The following is a 21,484-nucleotide window of genomic DNA, read 5'->3' as shown; positions in this document are numbered from 1 at the left end:
TAAATTATAATGAAAAAATTTATTTTTTTAATCTTTCTAATTCTGACAGCTTGTAATGATTCTAATTACAAATCATTAAGTTCAGAAAAAACAGACACAGAAAGCCTTCTAAAAAAAATTAATCCTAATAGAATTTATGATTATTGGGAAATAAATTTTTGCTTAGGTATCTCGCCTAAAACTGTTTTTTATAAAGGGGATAAAAAATTAAAAGAGCGATATAATTATAATTGCACTTGTCTTGGTTTTTTTCATGGTTGTCAACCAATGTCCTGTTCATATAATATTACTTATTTAAAAAATGGTAAATGGAATTATGTTTATGATGAAAAAGAATTAGCTTCATTTATATATAAAATTGATAATCCAGAAGAAGCTTTTCTAATTGCTAAAATCCATGATTTTGATATTGATCCATATAACCAAAAAGGGAATGGTTATCTCAAAACAAAGAATGGCTACGACTTAAAAGTCATGAAATATATCAGTTGTCCAGAGTCTAAAGAATCATTTATAATTTCTATAGATTCGACAGGACAATTAAAGAGAACAGAAAGTCAGGGGTTTTATTTAAAAACCAAAAACTGTATCGTCTACTAAATGAAAACATAAAAAAAGCGGCATTTATAATGTCGCTTTTTATGTCAAACTCAATTAGAGTTTCTTAATTCGTTTTCATCGGCGGTAAATCAAACGCTACAGAGTCATGTTCGAAGTTGTTTCTGTGCCCGCCATCGCAAAATGGTTTATTATTTGATAATCCGCAACGGCAAAGCCCCAATGCCGATCTTCCCTGTAGTCCGTAAATAGTTCCTTCCGGATCCATAATTTCAAAATCACCTTCAATTTTGATTGATCCGTTTTTATTGATGATAAGTTTTGTCTTGCTCATAAAATTGTTTTTGTTGTTTTTTTGGATAGCAAAGATTGCAAAATATATCTTGAAGATTTCACTTGTAGTCTTAGTTTAAACTGGTTCTATTTAGAAGTATATTTTTCAATTTCCAATATAAATTAAGGTTTAATATGACCCGCTAAAATGTAGAAATGGTATCTGATTATGAATGAATAACACAATAGCTTTGAAACATTATTTTGTAGATTTGAGAAATCATTTTATCTAAACTATCAAACCACTTATGAAAAAATACGCTATTCTAATCGCATTTGCCTTTAGCCTGACCTCTGCAACTATCCAGACAAATTCATTCGAAGAGGACTGGATCAATTTACTGGACAACAACCTAAGCAAATGGGATATGTATCTAAGTTACAAACACAAAAACGGATATTCCGGCAAAACGCCAACGGATGCTAATGGAAACGAAATACCACCTGTTGGCTACAATAAAAATGTAAATAATATGTTTACGGTGATTCAGGAAAACAAAGAACCCGTCCTTAAAGTTTCTGGCGAATATTATGGTTGTGTCTTTACCAAAGAAAATTTCAAAAACTATCGACTAAAACTGAAAGTCAAATTTGGAAATAAAAAGTGGGAACCCAGAACAGATAAACTCCTCGATGCGGGTGTACTTTATCATTCTCAGGGAGAAGCGGGCGTAGACTACTGGCGTGCCTGGATGTTATCGCAGGAATTTCAAATTATGGAAGGCCACTTTGGCGATTACTGGAACATCGCTAATTCTGCAATTGATATCAAAGCCTATCTGCCTGAAGGAGCAATGAATGCCGTAGCCGACGAGGGCCAGCCATTTATTCCGTTTGGGAAAAACACTCAAAACATGGGGTTTTGCATGCGAAAAATGAGAGCTGAAACACCTAACAACGGCTGGACAGAAGTAGAACTGGTTTGTTTTGAAGGTAAAAGTCTTCACATAGTTAACGGCAAAGTAGTCATGGTTTTGCAGAATTCCCGTTATTTTGATGGTGAAAAATTTATGCCTTTAACGGAAGGAAAAATACAATTGCAAAGCGAAGCTGCCGAAGTTTACTATAAAAACATCAAAATAAAACCAATAAGCAAAATGCCCGTTGAGTTTGAAAATTACTTTAAATAGATAATTTATTAGCCCCGATAGAAGTGAAAATCCTTTTGCTTTTTCCTTTAAAAAGCAAAAGATTGCAACGGATAGCGGGAAATAGCTTCAAATAATAATTCTATTGCTTATTTTTGCACTCAATAAAATTGAAAAATGATACAGAATCCAAAAAGATATACAATCACAGCTGCATTGCCTTACACCAACGGGCCAATACATATTGGACATTTGGCGGGGGTTTATGTGCCTGCTGATATTTATTCGAGATACCTGCGTTTACAGGGAAAAGACGTTGCCTTTATCTGCGGAAGCGATGAACATGGTGTGGCTATTTCGATGAAAGCCAAAAAAGAAGGCGTTACGCCACAGGAAGTTATCGACAAATATGACGGAATTATCAGAAAATCGTTTGCTGATTTCGGAATTTCTTTCAACAATTACTCCAGAACTTCGGCTAAAATTCATCATGATACGGCTCAGGAATTCTTTAGGACTTTGTATGATAACGGTGATTTTATTGAAGAAGTAACGGAACAATTGTACGATGCAAAAGCAGATCAGTTTTTGGCAGACCGCTTTGTGGTAGGTACATGCCCTAAATGTGACAATCCTGAAGCTTACGGCGATCAGTGTGAAAAATGTGGATCGACTTTAAATGCGACCGATCTGATTAATCCAAAATCGACTATTACCGGAGAAACTCCGATTTTAAAATCAACGAAACACTGGTTTTTACCTTTGGATCGCTACGATGCTTTCTTACGTGAATGGATTTTAAAAGGGCACGAAAAAGACTGGAAAACCAATGTGTACGGACAAGTAAAGTCCTGGATTGACGGCGGATTAGAGCCTCGTGCCGTAACTCGTGACCTTGATTGGGGAATTGACGTTCCGGTTGAGGGTGCTGAAGGCAAAAAACTATACGTTTGGTTTGATGCACCAATTGGTTACATTTCTTCTACAAAAGAATGGGCAGCACGCGAAGGAAAAGAATGGGAACCGTATTGGAAAGATGAAGAAACGAAACTAGTTCACTTTATCGGAAAAGATAATATTGTTTTCCATTGCGTTATTTTCCCGGCAATGCTTAAAGCAGAAGGCAGTTATATTTTACCGGACAATGTTCCTGCAAATGAGTTTTTGAACCTTGAAGGAAACAAACTTTCGACTTCTAAAAACTGGGCGGTTTGGTTGCATGAATATTTAGAAGAGTTCCCGGACAAACAGGATGTTCTTCGTTATGCTTTGACATCAAACGCTCCGGAAACAAAAGATAACGATTTTACGTGGAAAGATTTTCAGGCGAGAAACAACAATGAATTAGTGGCTATTTTTGGAAATTTTGTGAATCGTGTTGTGGTTTTGACCAACAAATATTACGAAGGAGTTATTCCAACGCCAAACGAATTTACCGAAATTGACGAAACAACTTTAAACGAACTTAAAGCATATCCGGCAGTAATTGCAAGTTCATTGGAACGTTACAGATTCCGTGAAGCTTTAGGCGAATTGATGAATGTGGCCCGTTTAGGAAACAAATATCTTGCTGATGAGGAGCCATGGAAAGTAATGAAAGACAATCCGGAACGTGTAAAAACCCAAATGTATGTGGCTTTGCAAATTGCTGCAGCTTTGAGCGTTTTGGCTGAACCGTTTTTACCTTTTACATCAAAAAAACTTTCAAGAATCTTGAATTTGAAAGACCTTAAAGAGCATTTTGAAGGATTTAGTAAGTTTCTAAAAGAGAAGAATCGTGATGCAAAAGACATCATTATTGACAAAACCTTAGACTGGAATGATATTGCTGAAAATTCAGATTTAATTCCGGCAGGACACAAAATTGGCGAAGCAGAATTGCTTTTCGCAAAAATCGAAGACGAAGAAATACAAAAACAAATAGATAAATTGGAAGCAACAAAAACCGCTAATCTTGCTGAAAGCAAACAGCCTGAACCTCAAAAAGATTTGATTCAGTTTGAGGATTTTGCAAAAATGGATATCCGTATCGGAACTATTCTTGAAGCTGAAAAAATGCCAAAAGCCAATAAACTTTTAGTTTTAAAAGTAGATACGGGAATTGATGTCCGTACTATTGTTTCAGGGATTGCCGAAAGTTTTTCTCCTGAAGAAATCATCGGAAAACGAGTTTCTGTACTGGCCAACTTAGCACCAAGAGCTTTACGTGGTGTTGAAAGTCAGGGAATGATTTTGATGACTACGAATGCTGAAGGAAAACTGGTATTTGTAAATCCGGATGCTGATGCTCCAAACGGATCGACTGTAAACTAAGTATATGAGTTTTATAAATTGCGTGAATCAGTTAAGTATTAATTGATTCACGCTTTTCTATTTTAAAAATCTAACTATTATCCTTTCAGAAAAAAACAATCTTCGCAAATTAATACACTAAAAAAAACAAATCATGAAAAAAACAATTTGTTTGATCTTTTTATTTTTAATAAATCTATCTGGTTTCACTCAGGAAATTGTTAATTCAATAGCTTTGGAACTAAAGAAAAATAATGCTGTTTTTCAAATTGCTAATCCCAAAAAAAACGCAGTTACATTGTTTGTGAGAGACTCAGTAAAAATAAAAGCAATCAATCTGAATGAAAAGATGCAAATTACTGACAGTATCACGGCTAAAAGACCAAATCTTAAAGCGTACACGAACATAATTGGTTATAATAGCAGTAATGGCAACACAAGGTTATTTTGGTCGTCTAATAATTATGAAGCAATTTTTGCCCAATTGCTTAATCCTACTAGTCGTGAAACCCTGACGAAAGAATATAAACTGCTGTTAAAAAACGAAAAAGTTATACAAAAATTCAGTCAGGGCGACAACTTTTACATTCTGACAGTTGTAAAAAACAGTGATATCTTTAAACTTTATATTTTTGACAGCGAAGGCAATTATACCGAAAAAATGATTGCCACAGAAGGGTTTCACTTTTTCACATTAGACTATAAAAAATCAGATTTATACACAGCGTTTTCCGAAAGTTTGCTGCCTTTTGAAGCGCCTTTCTCTTTACAAAATATCACTGTTGAAAGTCAAACATCATTAATAGATGCTGCCAAAAAAAGAAAATGCTATTTGAACGATAAGCAACTTGTAATTACTCTTGACACCAACATCGATTTTACTCAGGTGATTCTAATTGATTTACAAAGTTTTACTGCTACCGAAAAGATGATAAAAAAGCAATATTTGGTTGGAGATAGAAAATTTTTAAATTCAAATTCCTTTTATTTTGATAATAAATTATATCAGCTAAAAACCTCATCAGGCATCATTTATTTCACTATAAAAGATTTAGAGGACAACGTTTTAAAAGAATATTTTGCTAATTCAACGAAGCCAATTGCCTTTAAAAATTCTGAATTTTTTGAGCAGGGTGGCAGTTTAAGAGGCAAAAGAACTTTGGCAAGCAGCCCTCTGTTTATTCTTAAAGCAAACAGTTTATCTTTGGGCCTTTCCTGTTATAAGACTGGTGAAAATACATTTATTACTTTTGGAGGTGTATCGGAATTAAAACAATCAGCCGACCAGACTACAATAAATGAATTTGGACTTACTGAAGATATCGTATTCAGTACATCAATGGAAGATTTTACATCCAGTTCCAGCAGAAGAGTAGTTAAAACAGAAGGATTGTTTGATACTGCAGGAAATCGTATTAAAGGAAAATTACAGCCATTGGCATCTGATAAAATCACTGCTTTTTTTGATAAAAACAATACTATTTCATCACAGATTTTATTCAAATTAGATGATTACTATCTGGGATATTACGATAGTAAAACAAAAGAATACATCTTTAGAAAATTTGCAGATTAACCAAGAACTCCCGACTTAGCAACTCGGGAGTTTTTTTTCTGATAAAACTTTCAAAATACTAATTTTGCATTTCGACTAATAAAACAATATGAAACTTACAAAACCAAGATTGGCTTTAATCTGCGGCATTCTCTGCATTTCTATTTTTCCGATACTGGTAAAACTGAAACTAACACCCGGATTAATTTCTGCTTTTTACCGGATGTCTTTTGCAGTTACATTGCTTTTGCCTTATGTGCTTTTAAGTAAAAACTTTAAACTGCCAACATTAAAATTCACCCTTTTAGCAGGGCTTTGCGGAATTTTATTCGCCTCAGATGTTGCAGTTTGGAATATTTCAATTCAGGATTCGAGTGCTACACAGGCTTCTTTGTTGACCAATTTGTCTCCTGTGTGGGTTGGTGTTGGTTCTTTTTTGTTCCTTAAATCAAAACCTGCAACCAACTTTTGGATTGGAACATTGGTATCGTTATTCGGAATGGTGACTTTAGTTGGCTTTGAATTTTTTATGGAATTGAATTTTAATCAGGCTTTCCTTTTTGCCGTTTTATCAGGTATTTTATATTCTATCTATCTTTTAATCAGCAAAAATGTACTTTCTAAAGTTGACGTTTTATCCTTTATGACCATCAGTTTATTCGCTTCGAGTATTTATTTAGGAATACTTTGTTTTTTACTAAACGAGCCTTTTACAGGATTTTCAGATATGGGCTGGTTTGTGTTAGTATTACAGGCTGTAATCTGCCAGTTGTGTGCGTGGCTTTCGGTTAGTTATGCGACACAGCATATGCGTGCTACAAGAGTTTCGCTTAGTTTGTTAAGTCAGGCAGTAATTACTTCAATATTAGCTTGGTTGTTTTTGGAAGAAAAAATAACTTTACAAATGGTTTTAGGTGGAATCATTTTACTTTTTGGAATCCGGATTACGTTTTACGACAAGACAATTACATTAAAGAAACTGTTTTCTTAAAATTGCAGATTTAGATTTCATGTCATAAACCTAAAACAAAGAAAACTGTAAAACCTCAACAAAAAATACATGTTACATAGAAATAAAATACCAAATTTAAAAGTAATCGCATTTGATGCCGATGACACTTTGTTTGTTAACGAACCTTACTTTCAGGAAACAGAACATAAATTTTGCGCCCTGATGGAAGATTATCTTTCGCATCAGGGAATCTCGCAGGAGTTATTTAAAATTGAAATAGACAACTTGCCTCTGTACGGTTACGGAATCAAAGGGTATATTCTTTCAATGATTGAAGCGGCAATGAATATCTCGAACAATACAATTCCGGTTGAAGTCATTGAAAAAATCATCCAGTATGGAAAAGAACTGCTGGAAAAACCTATCGAACTCTTAGACGGAATTGAAGAAACATTGCAGGCTTTGCATGGAAAATACAAACTTGTCGTTGCCACAAAAGGAGATTTGAAAGACCAGCACAGTAAACTGCACCGTTCCGGTCTTGGACATTATTTTCACCATATCGAAGTCATGTCAGACAAACAGGAAATTGATTATCAGAAATTATTAGGCCGCTTAGACATTCAGGCGCATGAATTTTTGATGATTGGAAATTCATTGAAATCAGATGTATTGCCGGTTTTAGGAATTGGCGGATATGCCGTTCACATTCCGTTTCATACCACTTGGGAACATGAAAAAATCAATCATAAAGTAGAACACGAGCACTTTAGTTCATTCGAAACTATTGCGGAAGTTGTTCCTAATTTACTATAATGAAAACCCTTTTAGACTTAGAAAACTGGAATAGAAAAGAGCATTTTGAACATTTCAGCAAAATGGAAGAGCCTTTTTTTGGCGTAACTGTCGACATTGATTGTACAAAAGCTTATCAGACTGCCAAAAGCCTTAAGACTTCTTTTTTTATCTTTTATCTGCATAAAACTCTGGTTGCAGTAAATTCGATTGAAAATTTTAAATACCGAATTGCTGAAAATCAAATTTACATTAATGATCGTGTGGATGTTTCTGCAACAATTGGCCGCGAAGATGGTACTTTTGGGTTTTCATTAATGGAATATAATGAGGATTTCAAAATTTTTGAAAAAGATGCACTTGCAGAAATTGAGCGTATTCAAACTACCACCGGACTTTTTACAAGATCGTTTGATGATGATAATGTGATTCACTTTTCGGCAATTCCATGGTTAGATTTTACTTCAATTTCGCACGCACGCAGTTATTCTTATCCCGACAGCTGCCCTAAAATTTCCTTTGGAAAAATGATGACTTCAGAAACCGGGAAAAAAACAATGACAATGGCTGTACATGTTCACCACGGATTGATGGATGGATTACATGTTGGTCAGTTTGTTGATCTCTTTCAGGAATTAATGAACCAGTAGGAACAAACTGAAAAACAAATATTTGGAATGATTTTTGGAAGCAAAAACACATGAAAAAACTACTACTCCTTTTTTGCATATTTTATAATACTATCTTACTAAGTCAGACAGTATTAAACTCTTTTTCATTAAATCTCAACCAACCTTTAGAAAATGGTCAGATTCTCAATGTTGAAGATGAAAAAACCAAGGATATTTATGTTTTTGCAGCCGATGATAAATTCATCAATATCTTAAAATATAATAAATCCCTGTTCTTAAAGTATCAATTTACTGATTCTATAAAAATGGCAGAAAACAGATCTTTAATTGGACATAGTATAAGTGATGATGGAAATCCGTTGCTTTACTGGGCAACAAATAATTTAAGAAACATACGGATTATTAAATATTTCCCCGAAACAAAAACTTCACGGGCTTTAAATTTTGATTTTCCTACAACCACAGAATACATTATAAACACTTTCCAGAAAAATAATCTTTTTTACATCCTGTGTAAAGAAACGAACCAACCACATTTATTGCTTTATGAATTTAATGATGGAAAATGTGTAATAAAAATGTTTGATTTGTCAACAATTCCATTCCAGAATGAAAAGGGACAAAATGTTGCTTTTAGCACTATTATCCGATATTATCCTATTGAAAAAATAGACCCTGACAATTTTACTCCTCTGGATAAAACTATTAACAAAACCAAAATGTATGTATTAGATGACCATATTCTTTTGGCATTTGATTATAGCTTGAAAAAAACACAAATTTTAGATCTTAACCTTGCAACTGCTGATGTTACAGAAAAGAATTTTAATCAGCCTTTCACTGAAAAAGCATTTAAATCTTCAAATTCCTTTCTTTACGATAATAAATTACTACAAATCAAGGCAGGTAAAGAAGAACTATTATTCGACATCAAAAACTTTGAAACAGGCAAAACGCTTAAAAGCGTTTCTATTTCAAAAAAAGACTCAATTCAATTTAAAATCTCACCTCTCTTTTTACAGTTAAACGGAAAAAAACCTCAGGAAATAAAAACAACTGAGAAGTTTTTAAAACAACTTTCTATTTTAAACTCCGGAATATCAGCTTTTAAAAATAAAAAAAATACATTGATAACTATTGGCGGATTTGCAGAATATCAAATCGGAGGTTATGATTACTTACAAAATAATTCGCTCGCTGATTTTTTTGATAATGACTTTGGCGGTTATTCAGAATATTCGAATAAGATGGTTTATTTTGATGCGATATTCAATCCTGATTTAGAGTTTATAAACCAAAAACGAACAGAGCCTCTGGCTATTGACAATATTTATTACTACCTCAGCATCAATAAAAACATCACACTTCAAAATACGCTTAAACTTAAAGATTATTATATCTTAAGTTATTATGACACCGATTCCAGACAATTTATCATGCGTAAATTTACGGATGGTTTTATCAATGATGGACCTGGAAATTTAATCAGAAATAAGCAATTATTATCAAATCCTGCTAAATTTGACACCATTAAATTCAGTGGGAATTAATCCAAATATTTTTCAGAGTTTCAAAAAATGCTTTGAATTATTTTCGTTAATTTTACAAAAAAGACACACATTATGTTATCAAAAAATATTGAAACGGCTTTAAATAAGCAAATCCGCATAGAAGCAGAATCTTCACAAACGTATCTTTCAATGGCTTGCTGGGCTGAAGTACACGGATTAGAAGGAATCGCCCAGTTCATGTATACCCAGTCAGACGAAGAACGTGCACACATGCTTAAACTGGTAAAGTATGTTAACGAACGTGGCGGTCACGCTCAGATTACAGATCTAAAAGCACCCAGAATAACCTATTCTACTTTTAAAGAAATGTTTGAGGAGCTTTACAATCATGAACTTTTTGTTTCTAAATCGATCAACGAATTGGTACACATCACTTTTGAAGAAAAAGATTATGCTACACATAATTTCTTACAATGGTATGTTTCTGAACAAATCGAAGAAGAAGCTACAGCTAAATCTATTTTAGACAAAATCAACTTAATTGGTGAAGATAAGGGAGGACTTTATCTGTTCGATCGTGATATTCAGCAGTTAACCGTTACAAGCTCTATCGCTATCAATCCAAAATAAAAACGTTAAATTTTATTTAGAATATATAAAAATAATATTTTCTGTTTATATTTGTCACTGTTTTTAATACAGAGGAAATTGAGCAAGAAAGAAAAAGACAAGGACAAGAAAAAGGATAAAAAGAAAAAGAAGAACAAAGATATCCTTGACAAAATCAAGAAGATTGAAAACTGCAAATCTTCTTGCTGTGAGAAATATAAAAAAAGTGAAAAGAAACGCTGCTCACGCTGTCCTATGTTTGATTTATTCAAAAAGACTGCTTAACGATATAAACAAAACCCACCAGATTTTTCCGGTGGGTTTTTTAGTTTTAAATTGCAGCCAACTTCTGATTATTAAAATGCTCTGAAATTTATATGGAAAACCAAATTATAATTCCCAAATCTGCTCTTGATTTTTTAGAGCAGCTCAAAGAAAACAATAACAAACCGTGGTTTGAAGCTAATAAACCAAAATACCTCAACGAATTAAACCATATTGAAACTTTTGCAGATGATTTGCTTCAGGAACTTTCTAAAACCGATGTTCTGGAAACCAAATCAGGCAAAAAAAGTGTTTACCGAATTTATCGTGATATCCGTTTTTCTAAGGACAAAACTCCTTTTAAAACCTTTTGGGGAGGAAGTTATACTCGTGCTACAGCGGCTAGACGCGGTGGTTATTATTTTCATCTGGAAAAAGGAAACAGTTTTTTCGCAGGTGGTTTTTGGGGACCTAATGCCGCAGATCTAAAAAGGATTAGAACTGAGTTTGCCCAGGACCCGGAAACCTTTCAGAAAATTTTAAATTCAAAATCGTTCATCAGCAATTTTGGAACTTTACAGGGTGAACAACTCAAAACAAAACCAGCAGGTTTCGATATCAATCATCCGGCAATTGACCTGCTTCGTTTCAAACAATTTTTAGTCATTAAACGGTTTACAGATGAAGAGGTACTAAGTCCGTTTTTCTTAGAACAGGCTTTAGAGGCATTCAAGAACATGAGACCCTTTTTTGATTATATGAGCGAAGTATTGACAACTGATATAAATGGCGCTTCGGTATTATAAGCTTTGTTTTTTAAAATAAAAAACCCGACAGGTTTAAAAGCCTGCCGGGTTCAACCAACAAATGAAATCTTTATTTGCTGAGCAGTAAGATTTCGTTTACAACAACTTCTGTAACGTAGCGTTTCTCGCCATTTTTATCGTCATAACTTCTGTGGGTTAGTTTTCCTTCAACGGCGACTTCTTTTCCTTTTACTACATATTTTTCGATAATTTCGGCCGTTTTACCCCAGGCAGTAACACGATGCCATTCGGTTTGCTCTACTTTTTCACCCTTGTCATTGGTGTATTTCTCATTGGTAGCAATACTTAAATGCGCTAATTTTCTTCCGCTGTCTAATGTTTTGATTTCAGGGTCATTTCCTACGTTTCCGATTAATTGTACTTTGTTTTTCATGGCGTATACTATTTTTAAAGGTTTATATAAATTGAATCGTTCGTCAAATTCAACAGTGCAAAGATGTGGCAGCTTTTAAAAATTATTCGGTTGTCAACTGTTTACTTTCGGTTGTAACTGTTTGTAACCGTTTGTAAATGGAAATTAATTTAGTATATTTGAGATAAATCATACAAAATGCAAACAAAAATCAATAAAGTAGAATTACGAAATTTAGAATTTGACGACTACAAACAGTTAAAAGATTCGATGGTAAAATCGTATCCTGAAATGGCTAATTCTTACTGGAGATCTGCAGATATTAAAAAATTACTTTCAATTTTTCCCGAAGGACAATTGGTCATTTTAGTTGATGGTGTTGTTGTAGGATCAGCATTATCATTAATTGTGGACGAGGCATTAGTTGACAAAAGACATAATTACAGACAAATTGTGGCCGATTACAGTTTTTCTACCCATAATCCCAACGGTGAAATTTTATACGGAATCGATGTTTTCATTCACCCCAATTACCGTGGTCTGCGTTTAGGCAGGCGTTTGTACGATGCAAGGAAAGAATTGTGCGAACAGCTGAATCTGAAAGCTATTGTTTTTGCGGGAAGGATTCCGAATTATTCGCAGCATTCTAAAAAAATGACACCGAAAAATTATATCGACAAAGTAAAACACAAGGAATTACACGATCCAGTGCTTTCATTTCAGTTGAGCAATGATTTTCACGTTTTGCGGATTATCAAAAATTATCTGGAAGGAGACGAAGAATCAAAAGAATTTGCTGTACTACTCGAATGGAACAATGTCTATTATGATGAAAGTCCAAAATTGATTAATCTGGAAAAAAGCGTCATCCGTCTGGGGCTTGTACAATGGCAAATGCGCCAATTGAATAATCTGGAAGAATTTTTCGAGCAGTCAGAATTTTTTATTGATGTGGTTTCAGGCTATGGCTCTGATTTTGCTCTTTTTCCAGAACTTTTCATTGCCCCTTTAATGGCCGATTACAACCATTTATCAGAAGCAGAAGCCATTCGGGAACTTTCCCGATATTCTGACCCAATCAGGAAGCGTTTTCAGGAATTGGCTATTTCTTATAACATCAATATCATCACTGGTAGCATGCCGTATTTAGAAAATGGCAATTTATATAATGTTGGTTTTTTATGTAAAAGGGATGGAACTTCTGAAATGTATACTAAAATTCACATTACCCCAAATGAAGTTGTGCACTGGGGAATGAAAGGCGGCTCCCAATTTAAAACCTTTGATACCGATTGCGGTAAAATCGGAATCCTGATTTGTTATGATGTGGAATTTCCGGAACTCCCAAGATTACTGGCAGATGAAGGAATGAATATTCTTTTCGTACCCTTTTTAACCGATACACAAAATGGTTATACCCGTGTAAAACACTGTTCTCAGGCACGTGCGATAGAAAACGAATGTTATGTAGCTATTGCAGGCTGTGTAGGGAATCTTCCGAAAGTAAATAATATGGATATCCAGTATGCACAGGCAGCAGTATTTACACCTTCAGATTTTGCTTTTCCGAGCAACGGTATTAAAGCCGAAGCCACTCCAAATACAGAAATGACTTTAATTGTTGACGTTGATTTGAATTTGCTAAAAGAATTGCATGAGCATGGGAGTGTGCATACGCTGAAAGACAGGAGGACAGATTTGTATGAGGTTAGGAAGATAAATCCTTGATGAAAATAATTAGCAGGACCAAGGAGAAAAAAGATCCGGAAATAACAAAACGTCACTTCGAGTGCTGGCTGATAAATTTTCTTTTGAAAACAAAAAGCAGTTAGCCAAAAATGTATCGAGAAATCTTGGTTACAATAACGGTTCTCGATACAATTTTATAAAAATGCTACCGCTATTTTATAAAATCATTCGAACTGACGATAGAAAAACATCATAATTTCGAGCGGATGGAGAAATTAAAAAAACCATGCCCAATAACTAGCCCTGATAGAGCCGGTATCCTCGTAACGGAGTGAAGAGATAAAGGCGAAAGCAGGAACCCATGTTAACTGATACAAAACCATCATTCGCTTAAAATAAAACCAAATTGTCTATTTAAATTAAGACAGATCTATGAAAACATGCCTCGAATGCGCTGAGAAAATTGTAGGCCGGGAAGACAAAAAATTCTGTTCGGACAGCTGCCGCAATGCTTACAACAATAAAATAAACAAGGACAGTACCAATTTTATGCGGAATGTAAACAACAAGCTGCGTAAAAATTACCGAATTTTGTCTGAATTAAACACAGAAGGAAAATCTAAGGCAACCAGAGAAAAAATGCTGAATAAAGGTTTTGATTTTGATTTCTTTACCAATATCTTGCAGACCAAAACAGGCAATACCTACTATTTCCTGTACGATCAGGGATATCGGTCTTTGGACAATGATTATTTTATGCTCGTAAAAAAAGAAATTTAATACCACAATATGAAAAAAAATCCTACTTCAATTCTGGCTTTCTTGGGAGTCTTAGGAATTCTGGCCATCATCTATGCCTCAATGATGCCCCAGTATATTTCTAAAGATGAAGAAGCTCTTGCTGAATTCTCAACTGAACGAGCACTAAATCAGGTTCGGATTATAGCCCAAAAGCCCCATTTTGTCGGCTCAACCAATCATGAATTAGTTGCCAATTACCTTAAACTCGAACTAAACAGAATTGGTTTAGAAACCAGTATTCAGGAGGGTTTTACCCTGAACGACAAAGGTCTTTTGGTAAAATCCAAAAATATTCTGGCGCGTATAAAAGGAACTGATAGTTCAAAAGCCTTATTATTGCTTTCGCATTATGACAGCGCACCGCATTCTTTTTCTAAAGGAGCGAGTGATGATGCTTCCGGAGTTGCCACAATACTTGAAGGCGTTCGTGCATTTTTGTACGCCAACGAAAAACATAAAAATGATATTATTATTCTTTTTTCTGATGCTGAAGAATTAGGTTTAAACGGCGCTGCCCTATTTGTAAATCAGCATCCATGGGCAAAAGAGGTTGGTCTGGTCTTAAATTTTGAAGCAAGAGGTTCCTCAGGTCCAAGTTATATGCTGATGGAAACCAACAAAGGGAATCAGGCTCTTGTAAAAGAATTTTCTAATGCCAAAACAAAGTATCCGGTTTCAAATTCATTGATGTACAGCATTTACAAAATGCTTCCAAATGATACTGATCTAACAGTTTTCAGAGAACAGGGAAATATTCAGGGTTTCAATTTTGCCTTTATCGACGGGCATTATAATTATCATACACAGCAAGATGATATTCAGCATTTAAATAAAACTACATTAACACATCAGGGATCTTATTTGATGCCTTTATTAAAATACTTTTCTAATATTGATTTAAACTCTACTCACACCACAGAAGACAATGTTTATTTTAACGTTCCGTTCGGATTCTTTATAAATTATCCTTTTTCATGGGTTTTCCCAATGAGTGTCATTGCTTTGGGACTACTTGTTTTCTTTATTTTCGTTGGAAAAGTAAAACATCTTATTTCGTTCAGGGAAATTTTTAAAGGATTTGTTCCTTTCTTAGGTTCGATTATCATTGCCGGTCTGGTAACCTTTTTGGGATGGAAAATCATTCTGCAGATTTATCCACAATATTCTGATTTATTAAATGGTTTTACCTACAATGGTCACGCCTATATTGGAGCATTTGTAACGCTTAGCATTGCAATCTGTTTTGCTTTTTACCATCATTTTTCGGAAGAGAAAATTACGATGAACCATTTCATAGCACCTTTATTACTATGGATTATCATTAATGTTGTTTTAGCCAATCAATTAACGGGAGCAGGCTTTCTGATTATTCCAGCTTATTTTGGAATCATTTTGTTGGGAATTTTTGTTTTTACGCATCATTACAGCGTTGGTTTAAACTTATTATTCAGTATTCCTGCTTTAGCTATCGTAGCACCTTTTATTGTGATGTTTCCAATTGGTTTAGGTTTAAAAATCCTTTTTGGAAGCGCAATATTGACAGTCTTGCTTTTCGGATTACTCCTCCCTGTATTTGGATCATTTGTCAAAAAGGGAGTGTGGACTATGCTTTTCTTTATCATATCGATCAGCTTTTTTGTATACGCCGGTGTAAATTCAGATTATGAGCCAGGAAAAGCAAAATCAAACAGCTTATTATACGTTTATAATGCCGACACTAATTCTGCCGTCTGGACCACTTATGATACCAATCTTGACGACTGGACCAAATTTTACCTTGGCAATATGAATCAGAAAGCAGTGGGTTTAAATGGTCTTCCAATAGCGAGCAAATACAATACTGCTTTTACTTACAGCGCTATTGCTCCTAAAATAGAAGTTCCAAAACCAACTATTTCCTTTGTAAGAGACAGTGTAATAGGAAGCAAAAGGTATCTGAAAATAAAAATTACGCCAAATCGTAAAGTGAATCGGTACGATATTTATGCCAATCCAAAAATGTCTTTTTATAACTTTAAAGCTAATGGCGTTTCTACTTCCGGAGAAAAAGGAAACCTTTTGGAGAGAAAGGACAGCAAAATTTTATGCTACTATGTCGTAGGAAACGAACCGCTTGTAATGGAATTCATTATCAATAAATCGACAGTTTTTGATATGGATTTGATCGAAAGTTCTTTTGATTTAATGACAAATCCGTTGTTTAATATCAAACCAAGAAGCAACTGGATGATGCCAACTCCTTTTGTTCTGAATGATGCTGTTTTGGTTCAGCAAAAAATTAAAAGATATACTGCTCCCGTAAAACCTATAGAAGCTGCTCCGGTAAAAGACAGTATAATAGTTGTAAAAGACAGTTTGAAACCTATTAAATCTGAATAAGGAATATTTTGAAAGGTCCTGATTTAACAACTCTATTTCTTCTTCTTATTGTTTTATTGTTTATGATATTTAGATCGTTCGATTCTAAAGATGATAAATTTTCAAAAAGAGATTATTTTAGACTATATGATTCAATTAACCATATTATCTTGATGTTAATTGTGATTATAATCGTAATTGTCGAAATAATAAGCCAACTGGTAAATAGTAAAAGTATTTTCTCGTAATAAATATTTAAAATTGAAAACATATAAAAGGCAAACTTTATTATTTAAAGCTTTGCCTTTTTCATTTAACAGGCACATTCCATTTTCAATCCGCCCTTATTTCCTTTTATTCCTTCAGTTGCATATCCATCGAGTTTCCACCATTCCAGTCCGCCAATTAATTCTTTTACTTTAAATCTTAACCTCGCCATATTTAATGCTCCTTTTGTTGAAGCGTTGCATCCAATACCGTCGCAATAGGTTACGTATAAAACATCTTTATCCAAATGCTGAGTGGTTTCTAAATTCATTTCACGATGCGGAATATTAATCGCATTGGGAATGTGTTCTGTTTCAAATCCAAAAGGCTTTCTGGCATCAAGCGCAATTATCTTTTCACCATTATTCAAAGCTTCGAATAAATCGGACGGATCCATTTCGAATGCTAATTTGTTTTCGTAAAATTTAATCTGATTTTCCATAGTTCGCTGTTTTTTTTCAAAAGTAGCAGAACATTCCATCACATAAAAACGAAAAGAATTCATCAATCTCATTACTTTTTTTCATAGAAAAGCAAGTCTAAAATTTTGTTTCTTTGTGTATCAATACTTTCAAAATGGAAATACGCCACTTAAAACTGATAAAAGCAATTGTTGAAGAAGGAAGCATCACTAAAGCGATCGACAAACTTCATTTGACACAATCGGCACTCAGTCATCAGCTCAAAGAAGCAGAATATCAATTGGGAACTGCCATTTTTCTTAGAACCAATAAAAAACTGGTTTTGACCAAAGCCGGTGAAAAAATATACGATCTCGCCAACGAAATACTGAACAAACTCACAGAAACCGAAACCCAGATTAAACAGATGGTTTTTGGGGAATATGGCGAAATTAGAATCAGTACCGAATGTTTCTCTAGTTACCACTGGCTTCCATCGGTTTTAAAGCAATTCCATCTTTTGTATCCGAATGTGGAACTGAAAATTGTGATTGAAGCCACTCATATTCCGCTGCAGAAACTTTTAGACAATACGATTGATATTGCCATTATAAGTGATCCGATTAAAGACAGTAATATAAAATACACCGAACTTTTTCAGGACGAAGTAATGATGGTCGTTTCTGAAAATCATGCCTGGGCAGATAAAAAGTACGTTGTTGCAGAAGATTTCATCAATGAACATCTCATTATCCATTCACTTCCGATGGAGACCGTTACGATTCATCAGTTTCTTTTGGCTCCAGCCAAAGTGACTCCGAAGAAAATAACACCAATGCCCTTAACAGAAGCTTCCCTTGAAATGGTAAAAGCCGATATGGGCGTGATGTCAATGGCAAAATGGGCCGTTCAGCCTCATTTGAAATCCGGTCCGATCAAAGCCATTAAAGTTGGCAAAAACGGCTTAAAGAGGAAACATTTTATCGCGACAAGAGCAAACGAAAATTATCCGGATTATTTCAATCATTTTATAAACTTTCTCCAAACCGAAATCAATCTGCAATGGAATATTTAATAAGAAACTGCGAAATAGCCGATCTGCCAAAATTAGTTGTTCTCTGTCAAAAACATGCTGAATTCGAGAAAGCCGATTATGATCCTGAAGGAAAAGAAGAAGGACTGAAAAAAGAACTGTTTAACAATAATCCTAAATTATTTTGCTTAGTTGTTGTTTCTGAAGCTGAAATTGTAGGATATGTGACTTATACCTTTTCTTACTCCACCTGGAGTGCCGGCGATTACATGTACATGGATTGCCTGTTTTTGGAAGAAGGCGCCAGAAATTTTGGAATTGGAGAAGTATTAATCAATACATTAAAGCAAATCGGAAAAGAGAAAAACTGTGTAAACATGCAATGGCGAACACCGCAGTTTAACGAAAGAGCTATAAAATTCTATCACAGAATTGGTGCAAAAGGAAAAGACAAGGTTTGTTTTTTTCTGGATTTGTAATCTTACGATAAAAGAAATCATTTTCATGAGTAAAATCATCCTTTACAACTTTGTACCTTTATAGCTTTGAACTTTCATACAAATGATAAAAATAAGCATATTAGGCTGTGGCTGGCTTGGACTTCCTCTGGCAAAAAGATTAATTGAAAACGGAAATTCAGTAAACGGATCCACAACTTCAGAAAATAAACTTCCGATTTTAAAAGATGCCGGGATAAATCCGTTTTTAGTTGCGCTTGAAAGCGAAAGTGTTTCTGAAAGCATCAATACGTTTTTAGCGGAAAGCGAAATCCTGATTATTGATATTCCACCCAAATTGAGAGGGAATCAAAGTTTCTCGAATCCGCTCGAAATGACATTTGTGAGGAAAATCGAAAATCTAATTCCGTTTATAGAGAAATCTAAGGTTAAGAAAGTACTCTTTGTGAGTTCAACTTCAGTTTATGGAGACCAAAATGATTTGATTACAGAAGAAACAAATCCAAATCCGGAAACAGAAAGCGGTAAACAATTGCTTTTAGCAGAAGAAATGCTGCAGAAAAATCAAAATTTCGAAACTACTATTTTACGTTTTGGCGGATTAATTGGTAAAGATCGTCATCCTGTTACTTCATTATCAGGAAAAGAAAACTTAACAAATGCAGATGCTACCGTAAACCTGATTCATCAAAACGATTGTATCAACATCATTGAAAAAATCATAACCCAATCTAAATGGAATGAAGTCTTTAATGCTGTTGCTCGGTTTCATCCGACAAGAGCTGAATACTACACTCGAAAAGCGAAAGAACAAAAGCTGGCTTTACCAAAATTCAGTTCTGAAAAATCGAACATCAAAAAGATAATTTCAAGCGAAAAAGTCGAAAGCGTTTTGAATTACCAATTTGAACTAAAAAATTACTAAAAGCATTATGTCAGGCTGAGCGAAGTCGAAGCCCTTTTGATTTCAGGCCTTCGACTCGCTCAGGGTGACAGTTGTGTGAGCTATAAACAAAATTAAATGAACTTATATAACTTATATGGTTCAAAAAATATTCGCGAACTTTGTGGTTAAACCAAAATTATGGAAACAGTCTACATCAATTCGCCTCTCGGAATCACCAAAATTATTGGAGATGATAACGGTATTTCAGTAATTTCTGTTTCTGATGTTGGTACAAATGAAATCTCAGAGACAATTCCCGAAATTTTAAAAGATGCTGTGTTTCAGTTAAACGAATATTTCGAGGGTAAAAGAACCGACTTCAATTTAAAACTAAATCCAAAAGGAACCGAATTTCAACAAAAAGTCTGGAAAACCTTACTCGAAATTCCATACGGAAAAACAGTCAGCTATATGGATCAGACTAAAAAACTCGGCGATGTAAAAGCCATTCGGGCTGTTGCTTCTGCAAATGGCAAAAATCCGCTTTGGATTGTGGTTCCATGCCATCGCGTAATTGGTACAAACGGTTCGCTTACGGGTTACGCCGGAGAAATATGGCGCAAAAAATGGCTTTTAGAACATGAAAGCCCGACTTCACAGCAAAGTTTGTTTTAGTTACAATTATAACCCATTCATTATGGCAAAAATAGTTATGGAAAGCTGGAGAGAAGGCTTAAAAGGAGTTTCACTTGTAAAGTTGCAAAATGAAATATTAGGATTAGGTTTGAAAGAAGCTAAAACTAATTTAGACAATCTTTTAGATGACATTCAAATAATTCTGGAAATTGCTGATGAAAATTCAGCTAAATATTTCTTAGAAGAAGCAGATAAGCTAGGTGTTAATTGTAAATTCATAAAATAAATTTAATAATAGTAAGAATTTTACGCATATTTGCAAAAAAGAATCTAAGAAAGTCTAACAATCTAAATATCTAAGAAGTCCCCAAAAATGATTGAAAAAATAAACCTCAACAACATTTTATTTCTTGATATAGAAACTGTTCCTGAAGAAGAAAACTTCAATTCGCTCGATCCGGAAATGCAGTCCCTTTGGGATTTAAAAACACAATATCAGCGGAAAGACGATTTTACTCCCGAAGAATTTTACGATCGTGCCGGAATCTGGGCAGAGTTTGGAAAAATAATCTGCATTTCAGTTGGGTATTTTACTATTCGGGGAGATATTCGAAATTTCAGGGTAACTTCTTTTTTCGGAGAAGAGAAAAAGATCCTGAAAGATTTTAATAATCTGCTGAACAATCATTTCAATCAGCCACAGCATCTTTTATGCGGACACAATGCTAAAGAATTTGATATACCATTTATCGCGCGCCGAATGATTATCAACCAAATCGCAATTCCGGACAAACTGAATTTATTCGGTAAAAAACCATGGGAAATTCCGCATCTGGATACTTTAGAATTATGGAAGTTTGGTGATTACAAACACTTTACTTCTTTAAAACTACTGACCAAAATCCTCGGAGTTCCTTCCCCAAAAGGTGATATTGACGGAAGCCAGGTAGCACATGTTTTTTATGTAGAGAAAGACATGGACCGGATTGTAACCTATTGTGAAAAAGACACTATTGCCGTAGCACAGGTTTTTCTCCGCCTTCGCAGAGAGGATTTACTGATAGATGAGGAAATAATTCATGTTTAAATTTTTGAGTTCCTAAGATCCTGAGATACTAAGTTACTAAGATTTTGAAATGCAAAATTTAAATGCACTTACATAACTTATATGGTTTAAAAAAAATGTT

23 protein-coding genes are annotated in these 21,484 nt (G+C 34.4%); 20 read left to right on the top strand and 3 right to left on the bottom strand.

Going from position 1 to position 21,484, the window contains the following annotated elements:
- The first annotated feature begins 9 nt into the window (after nt 1–9).
- Nucleotides 10–600 carry a hypothetical protein gene (locus GXM16_RS20240; protein ID WP_163396314.1) on the top strand — a complete coding sequence of 197 codons (591 nt, stop codon included), beginning with the start codon at nt 10–12 and terminating at the stop codon, nt 598–600.
- A gap of 64 nt (nt 601–664) precedes the next feature.
- Here GXM16_RS20240 and GXM16_RS20235 read toward each other — a convergent pair whose 3' ends face one another.
- Complete coding sequence (locus GXM16_RS20235) at nt 665–892, bottom strand: CDGSH iron-sulfur domain-containing protein (protein ID WP_163396313.1); 228 nt, start codon at nt 890–892, stop codon at nt 665–667.
- A 247-nt stretch (nt 893–1,139) separates the two neighbouring features.
- On the opposite strand from GXM16_RS20235, the gene GXM16_RS20230 reads away from it, so the two are divergent.
- The 10 genes from GXM16_RS20230 (at nt 1,140) to GXM16_RS20185 (ending at nt 11,395) form a co-directional block, all read left to right on the top strand.
- Nucleotides 1,140–2,021: a 3-keto-disaccharide hydrolase gene (locus tag GXM16_RS20230; RefSeq protein ID WP_163396312.1), complete on the top strand. Its 882-nt coding sequence runs from the start codon at nt 1,140–1,142 to the stop codon at nt 2,019–2,021.
- 135 nt (nt 2,022–2,156) lie between these two features.
- The gene (gene metG / locus GXM16_RS20225) at nt 2,157–4,292 is read left to right on the top strand and encodes a methionine--tRNA ligase (protein ID WP_163396311.1); all 2,136 of its coding nucleotides are present in this window, start codon (nt 2,157–2,159) and stop codon (nt 4,290–4,292) included.
- 133 nt (nt 4,293–4,425) lie between these two features.
- Nucleotides 4,426–5,847 carry a hypothetical protein gene (locus tag GXM16_RS20220; protein ID WP_163396310.1) on the top strand — a complete coding sequence of 474 codons (1,422 nt, stop codon included), beginning with the start codon at nt 4,426–4,428 and terminating at the stop codon, nt 5,845–5,847.
- A gap of 88 nt (nt 5,848–5,935) precedes the next feature.
- Nucleotides 5,936–6,817, top strand: coding sequence for a DMT family transporter (locus tag GXM16_RS20215; RefSeq protein ID WP_163396309.1), 882 nt, complete (start codon nt 5,936–5,938; stop codon nt 6,815–6,817).
- 69 nt (nt 6,818–6,886) lie between these two features.
- The gene (locus GXM16_RS20210) at nt 6,887–7,594 is read left to right on the top strand and encodes an HAD family hydrolase (protein WP_163396308.1); all 708 of its coding nucleotides are present in this window, start codon (nt 6,887–6,889) and stop codon (nt 7,592–7,594) included.
- A complete protein-coding gene (locus GXM16_RS20205; RefSeq protein WP_163396307.1) occupies nt 7,594–8,223 on the top strand; it encodes a chloramphenicol acetyltransferase in 630 nt (209 codons plus the stop codon). The genes GXM16_RS20210 and GXM16_RS20205 overlap by 1 nt, the downstream gene beginning before the upstream one ends.
- Before the next feature lie 50 nt (nt 8,224–8,273).
- Complete coding sequence (locus tag GXM16_RS20200; protein WP_163396306.1) at nt 8,274–9,755, top strand: hypothetical protein; 1,482 nt, start codon at nt 8,274–8,276, stop codon at nt 9,753–9,755.
- Nucleotides 9,756–9,827: 72 nt separating this feature from the next.
- Nucleotides 9,828–10,346 (top strand): ferritin, encoded by a 519-nt coding sequence (locus GXM16_RS20195; protein WP_163396305.1) that lies wholly within the window; start codon nt 9,828–9,830, stop codon nt 10,344–10,346.
- 78 nt (nt 10,347–10,424) lie between these two features.
- On the top strand, nt 10,425–10,610 hold the full coding sequence (locus tag GXM16_RS20190) for a hypothetical protein (protein WP_029271150.1): 186 nt from the start codon (nt 10,425–10,427) through the stop codon (nt 10,608–10,610).
- A 92-nt stretch (nt 10,611–10,702) separates the two neighbouring features.
- Nucleotides 10,703–11,395, top strand: coding sequence for a DUF2461 domain-containing protein (locus GXM16_RS20185; RefSeq protein WP_163396303.1), 693 nt, complete (start codon nt 10,703–10,705; stop codon nt 11,393–11,395).
- Between the two features lie 70 nt (nt 11,396–11,465).
- Here the strand turns inward: GXM16_RS20185 and GXM16_RS20180 are convergent, their stop codons facing one another.
- Nucleotides 11,466–11,789: a single-stranded DNA-binding protein gene (locus tag GXM16_RS20180; protein ID WP_163396302.1), complete on the bottom strand. Its 324-nt coding sequence runs from the start codon at nt 11,787–11,789 to the stop codon at nt 11,466–11,468.
- A 177-nt stretch (nt 11,790–11,966) separates the two neighbouring features.
- On the opposite strand from GXM16_RS20180, the gene GXM16_RS20175 reads away from it, so the two are divergent.
- From GXM16_RS20175 to GXM16_RS20165, 3 genes are all read left to right on the top strand, one after another.
- Nucleotides 11,967–13,496 carry a carbon-nitrogen hydrolase family protein gene (locus GXM16_RS20175; protein ID WP_163396301.1) on the top strand — a complete coding sequence of 510 codons (1,530 nt, stop codon included), beginning with the start codon at nt 11,967–11,969 and terminating at the stop codon, nt 13,494–13,496.
- Nucleotides 13,497–13,889: 393 nt separating this feature from the next.
- Entirely contained in the window at nt 13,890–14,237 is a 348-nt protein-coding gene (locus GXM16_RS20170; RefSeq protein ID WP_163396300.1) for a hypothetical protein, read from the top strand.
- A gap of 9 nt (nt 14,238–14,246) precedes the next feature.
- The gene (locus tag GXM16_RS20165) at nt 14,247–16,637 is read left to right on the top strand and encodes a M28 family peptidase (protein ID WP_163396299.1); all 2,391 of its coding nucleotides are present in this window, start codon (nt 14,247–14,249) and stop codon (nt 16,635–16,637) included.
- Nucleotides 16,638–16,929: 292 nt separating this feature from the next.
- Here GXM16_RS20165 and GXM16_RS20160 read toward each other — a convergent pair whose 3' ends face one another.
- Nucleotides 16,930–17,388 (bottom strand): rhodanese-like domain-containing protein, encoded by a 459-nt coding sequence (locus GXM16_RS20160; RefSeq protein WP_373285446.1) that lies wholly within the window; start codon nt 17,386–17,388, stop codon nt 16,930–16,932.
- A 71-nt stretch (nt 17,389–17,459) separates the two neighbouring features.
- Here GXM16_RS20160 and GXM16_RS20155 point away from each other — a divergent pair, with 71 nt between their 5' ends.
- From GXM16_RS20155 to GXM16_RS20130, 6 genes are all read left to right on the top strand, one after another.
- Complete coding sequence (locus GXM16_RS20155; protein ID WP_163396298.1) at nt 17,460–18,359, top strand: LysR family transcriptional regulator; 900 nt, start codon at nt 17,460–17,462, stop codon at nt 18,357–18,359.
- On the top strand, nt 18,347–18,796 hold the full coding sequence (locus GXM16_RS20150; protein WP_163396297.1) for a GNAT family N-acetyltransferase: 450 nt from the start codon (nt 18,347–18,349) through the stop codon (nt 18,794–18,796). The genes GXM16_RS20155 and GXM16_RS20150 overlap by 13 nt, the downstream gene beginning before the upstream one ends.
- A gap of 82 nt (nt 18,797–18,878) precedes the next feature.
- A complete protein-coding gene (locus GXM16_RS20145) occupies nt 18,879–19,700 on the top strand; it encodes an NAD-dependent epimerase/dehydratase family protein (protein ID WP_163396296.1) in 822 nt (273 codons plus the stop codon).
- A 159-nt stretch (nt 19,701–19,859) separates the two neighbouring features.
- Complete coding sequence (locus tag GXM16_RS20140) at nt 19,860–20,336, top strand: methylated-DNA--[protein]-cysteine S-methyltransferase (protein ID WP_163396295.1); 477 nt, start codon at nt 19,860–19,862, stop codon at nt 20,334–20,336.
- A 22-nt stretch (nt 20,337–20,358) separates the two neighbouring features.
- Nucleotides 20,359–20,583 (top strand): hypothetical protein, encoded by a 225-nt coding sequence (locus tag GXM16_RS20135; protein ID WP_163396294.1) that lies wholly within the window; start codon nt 20,359–20,361, stop codon nt 20,581–20,583.
- An 87-nt stretch (nt 20,584–20,670) separates the two neighbouring features.
- On the top strand, nt 20,671–21,384 hold the full coding sequence (locus GXM16_RS20130; protein WP_163396293.1) for a 3'-5' exonuclease: 714 nt from the start codon (nt 20,671–20,673) through the stop codon (nt 21,382–21,384).
- Nucleotides 21,385–21,484: the final 100 nt, after the last annotated feature.

The sequence above is a fragment of the Flavobacterium limi genome (assembly GCF_010645075.1).
In the GTDB taxonomy this organism is placed as follows: domain Bacteria; phylum Bacteroidota; class Bacteroidia; order Flavobacteriales; family Flavobacteriaceae; genus Flavobacterium; species Flavobacterium limi.
The sequence above is the reverse complement of the archived record's forward strand: the minus strand, read 5'-3'. Positions and strand labels throughout refer to the sequence as shown.

Coding starts and splice junctions, on each gene's coding strand:
- GXM16_RS20240 (WP_163396314.1), top strand. CDS start 10: ATGAAAAAATTTATTTTTTTAATCTTTCTAATTCTGACAGCTTGTAAT.
- GXM16_RS20235 (WP_163396313.1), bottom strand. CDS start 892: ATGAGCAAGACAAAACTTATCATCAATAAAAACGGATCAATCAAAATT.
- GXM16_RS20230 (WP_163396312.1), top strand. CDS start 1,140: ATGAAAAAATACGCTATTCTAATCGCATTTGCCTTTAGCCTGACCTCT.
- metG (WP_163396311.1), top strand. CDS start 2,157: ATGATACAGAATCCAAAAAGATATACAATCACAGCTGCATTGCCTTAC.
- GXM16_RS20220 (WP_163396310.1), top strand. CDS start 4,426: ATGAAAAAAACAATTTGTTTGATCTTTTTATTTTTAATAAATCTATCT.
- GXM16_RS20215 (WP_163396309.1), top strand. CDS start 5,936: ATGAAACTTACAAAACCAAGATTGGCTTTAATCTGCGGCATTCTCTGC.
- GXM16_RS20210 (WP_163396308.1), top strand. CDS start 6,887: ATGTTACATAGAAATAAAATACCAAATTTAAAAGTAATCGCATTTGAT.
- GXM16_RS20205 (WP_163396307.1), top strand. CDS start 7,594: ATGAAAACCCTTTTAGACTTAGAAAACTGGAATAGAAAAGAGCATTTT.
- GXM16_RS20200 (WP_163396306.1), top strand. CDS start 8,274: ATGAAAAAACTACTACTCCTTTTTTGCATATTTTATAATACTATCTTA.
- GXM16_RS20195 (WP_163396305.1), top strand. CDS start 9,828: ATGTTATCAAAAAATATTGAAACGGCTTTAAATAAGCAAATCCGCATA.
- GXM16_RS20185 (WP_163396303.1), top strand. CDS start 10,703: ATGGAAAACCAAATTATAATTCCCAAATCTGCTCTTGATTTTTTAGAG.
- GXM16_RS20180 (WP_163396302.1), bottom strand. CDS start 11,789: ATGAAAAACAAAGTACAATTAATCGGAAACGTAGGAAATGACCCTGAA.
- GXM16_RS20175 (WP_163396301.1), top strand. CDS start 11,967: ATGCAAACAAAAATCAATAAAGTAGAATTACGAAATTTAGAATTTGAC.
- GXM16_RS20170 (WP_163396300.1), top strand. CDS start 13,890: ATGAAAACATGCCTCGAATGCGCTGAGAAAATTGTAGGCCGGGAAGAC.
- GXM16_RS20165 (WP_163396299.1), top strand. CDS start 14,247: ATGAAAAAAAATCCTACTTCAATTCTGGCTTTCTTGGGAGTCTTAGGA.
- GXM16_RS20160 (WP_373285446.1), bottom strand. CDS start 17,388: ATGAATTCTTTTCGTTTTTATGTGATGGAATGTTCTGCTACTTTTGAA.
- GXM16_RS20155 (WP_163396298.1), top strand. CDS start 17,460: ATGGAAATACGCCACTTAAAACTGATAAAAGCAATTGTTGAAGAAGGA.
- GXM16_RS20150 (WP_163396297.1), top strand. CDS start 18,347: ATGGAATATTTAATAAGAAACTGCGAAATAGCCGATCTGCCAAAATTA.
- GXM16_RS20145 (WP_163396296.1), top strand. CDS start 18,879: ATGATAAAAATAAGCATATTAGGCTGTGGCTGGCTTGGACTTCCTCTG.
- GXM16_RS20140 (WP_163396295.1), top strand. CDS start 19,860: ATGGAAACAGTCTACATCAATTCGCCTCTCGGAATCACCAAAATTATT.
- GXM16_RS20135 (WP_163396294.1), top strand. CDS start 20,359: ATGGCAAAAATAGTTATGGAAAGCTGGAGAGAAGGCTTAAAAGGAGTT.
- GXM16_RS20130 (WP_163396293.1), top strand. CDS start 20,671: ATGATTGAAAAAATAAACCTCAACAACATTTTATTTCTTGATATAGAA.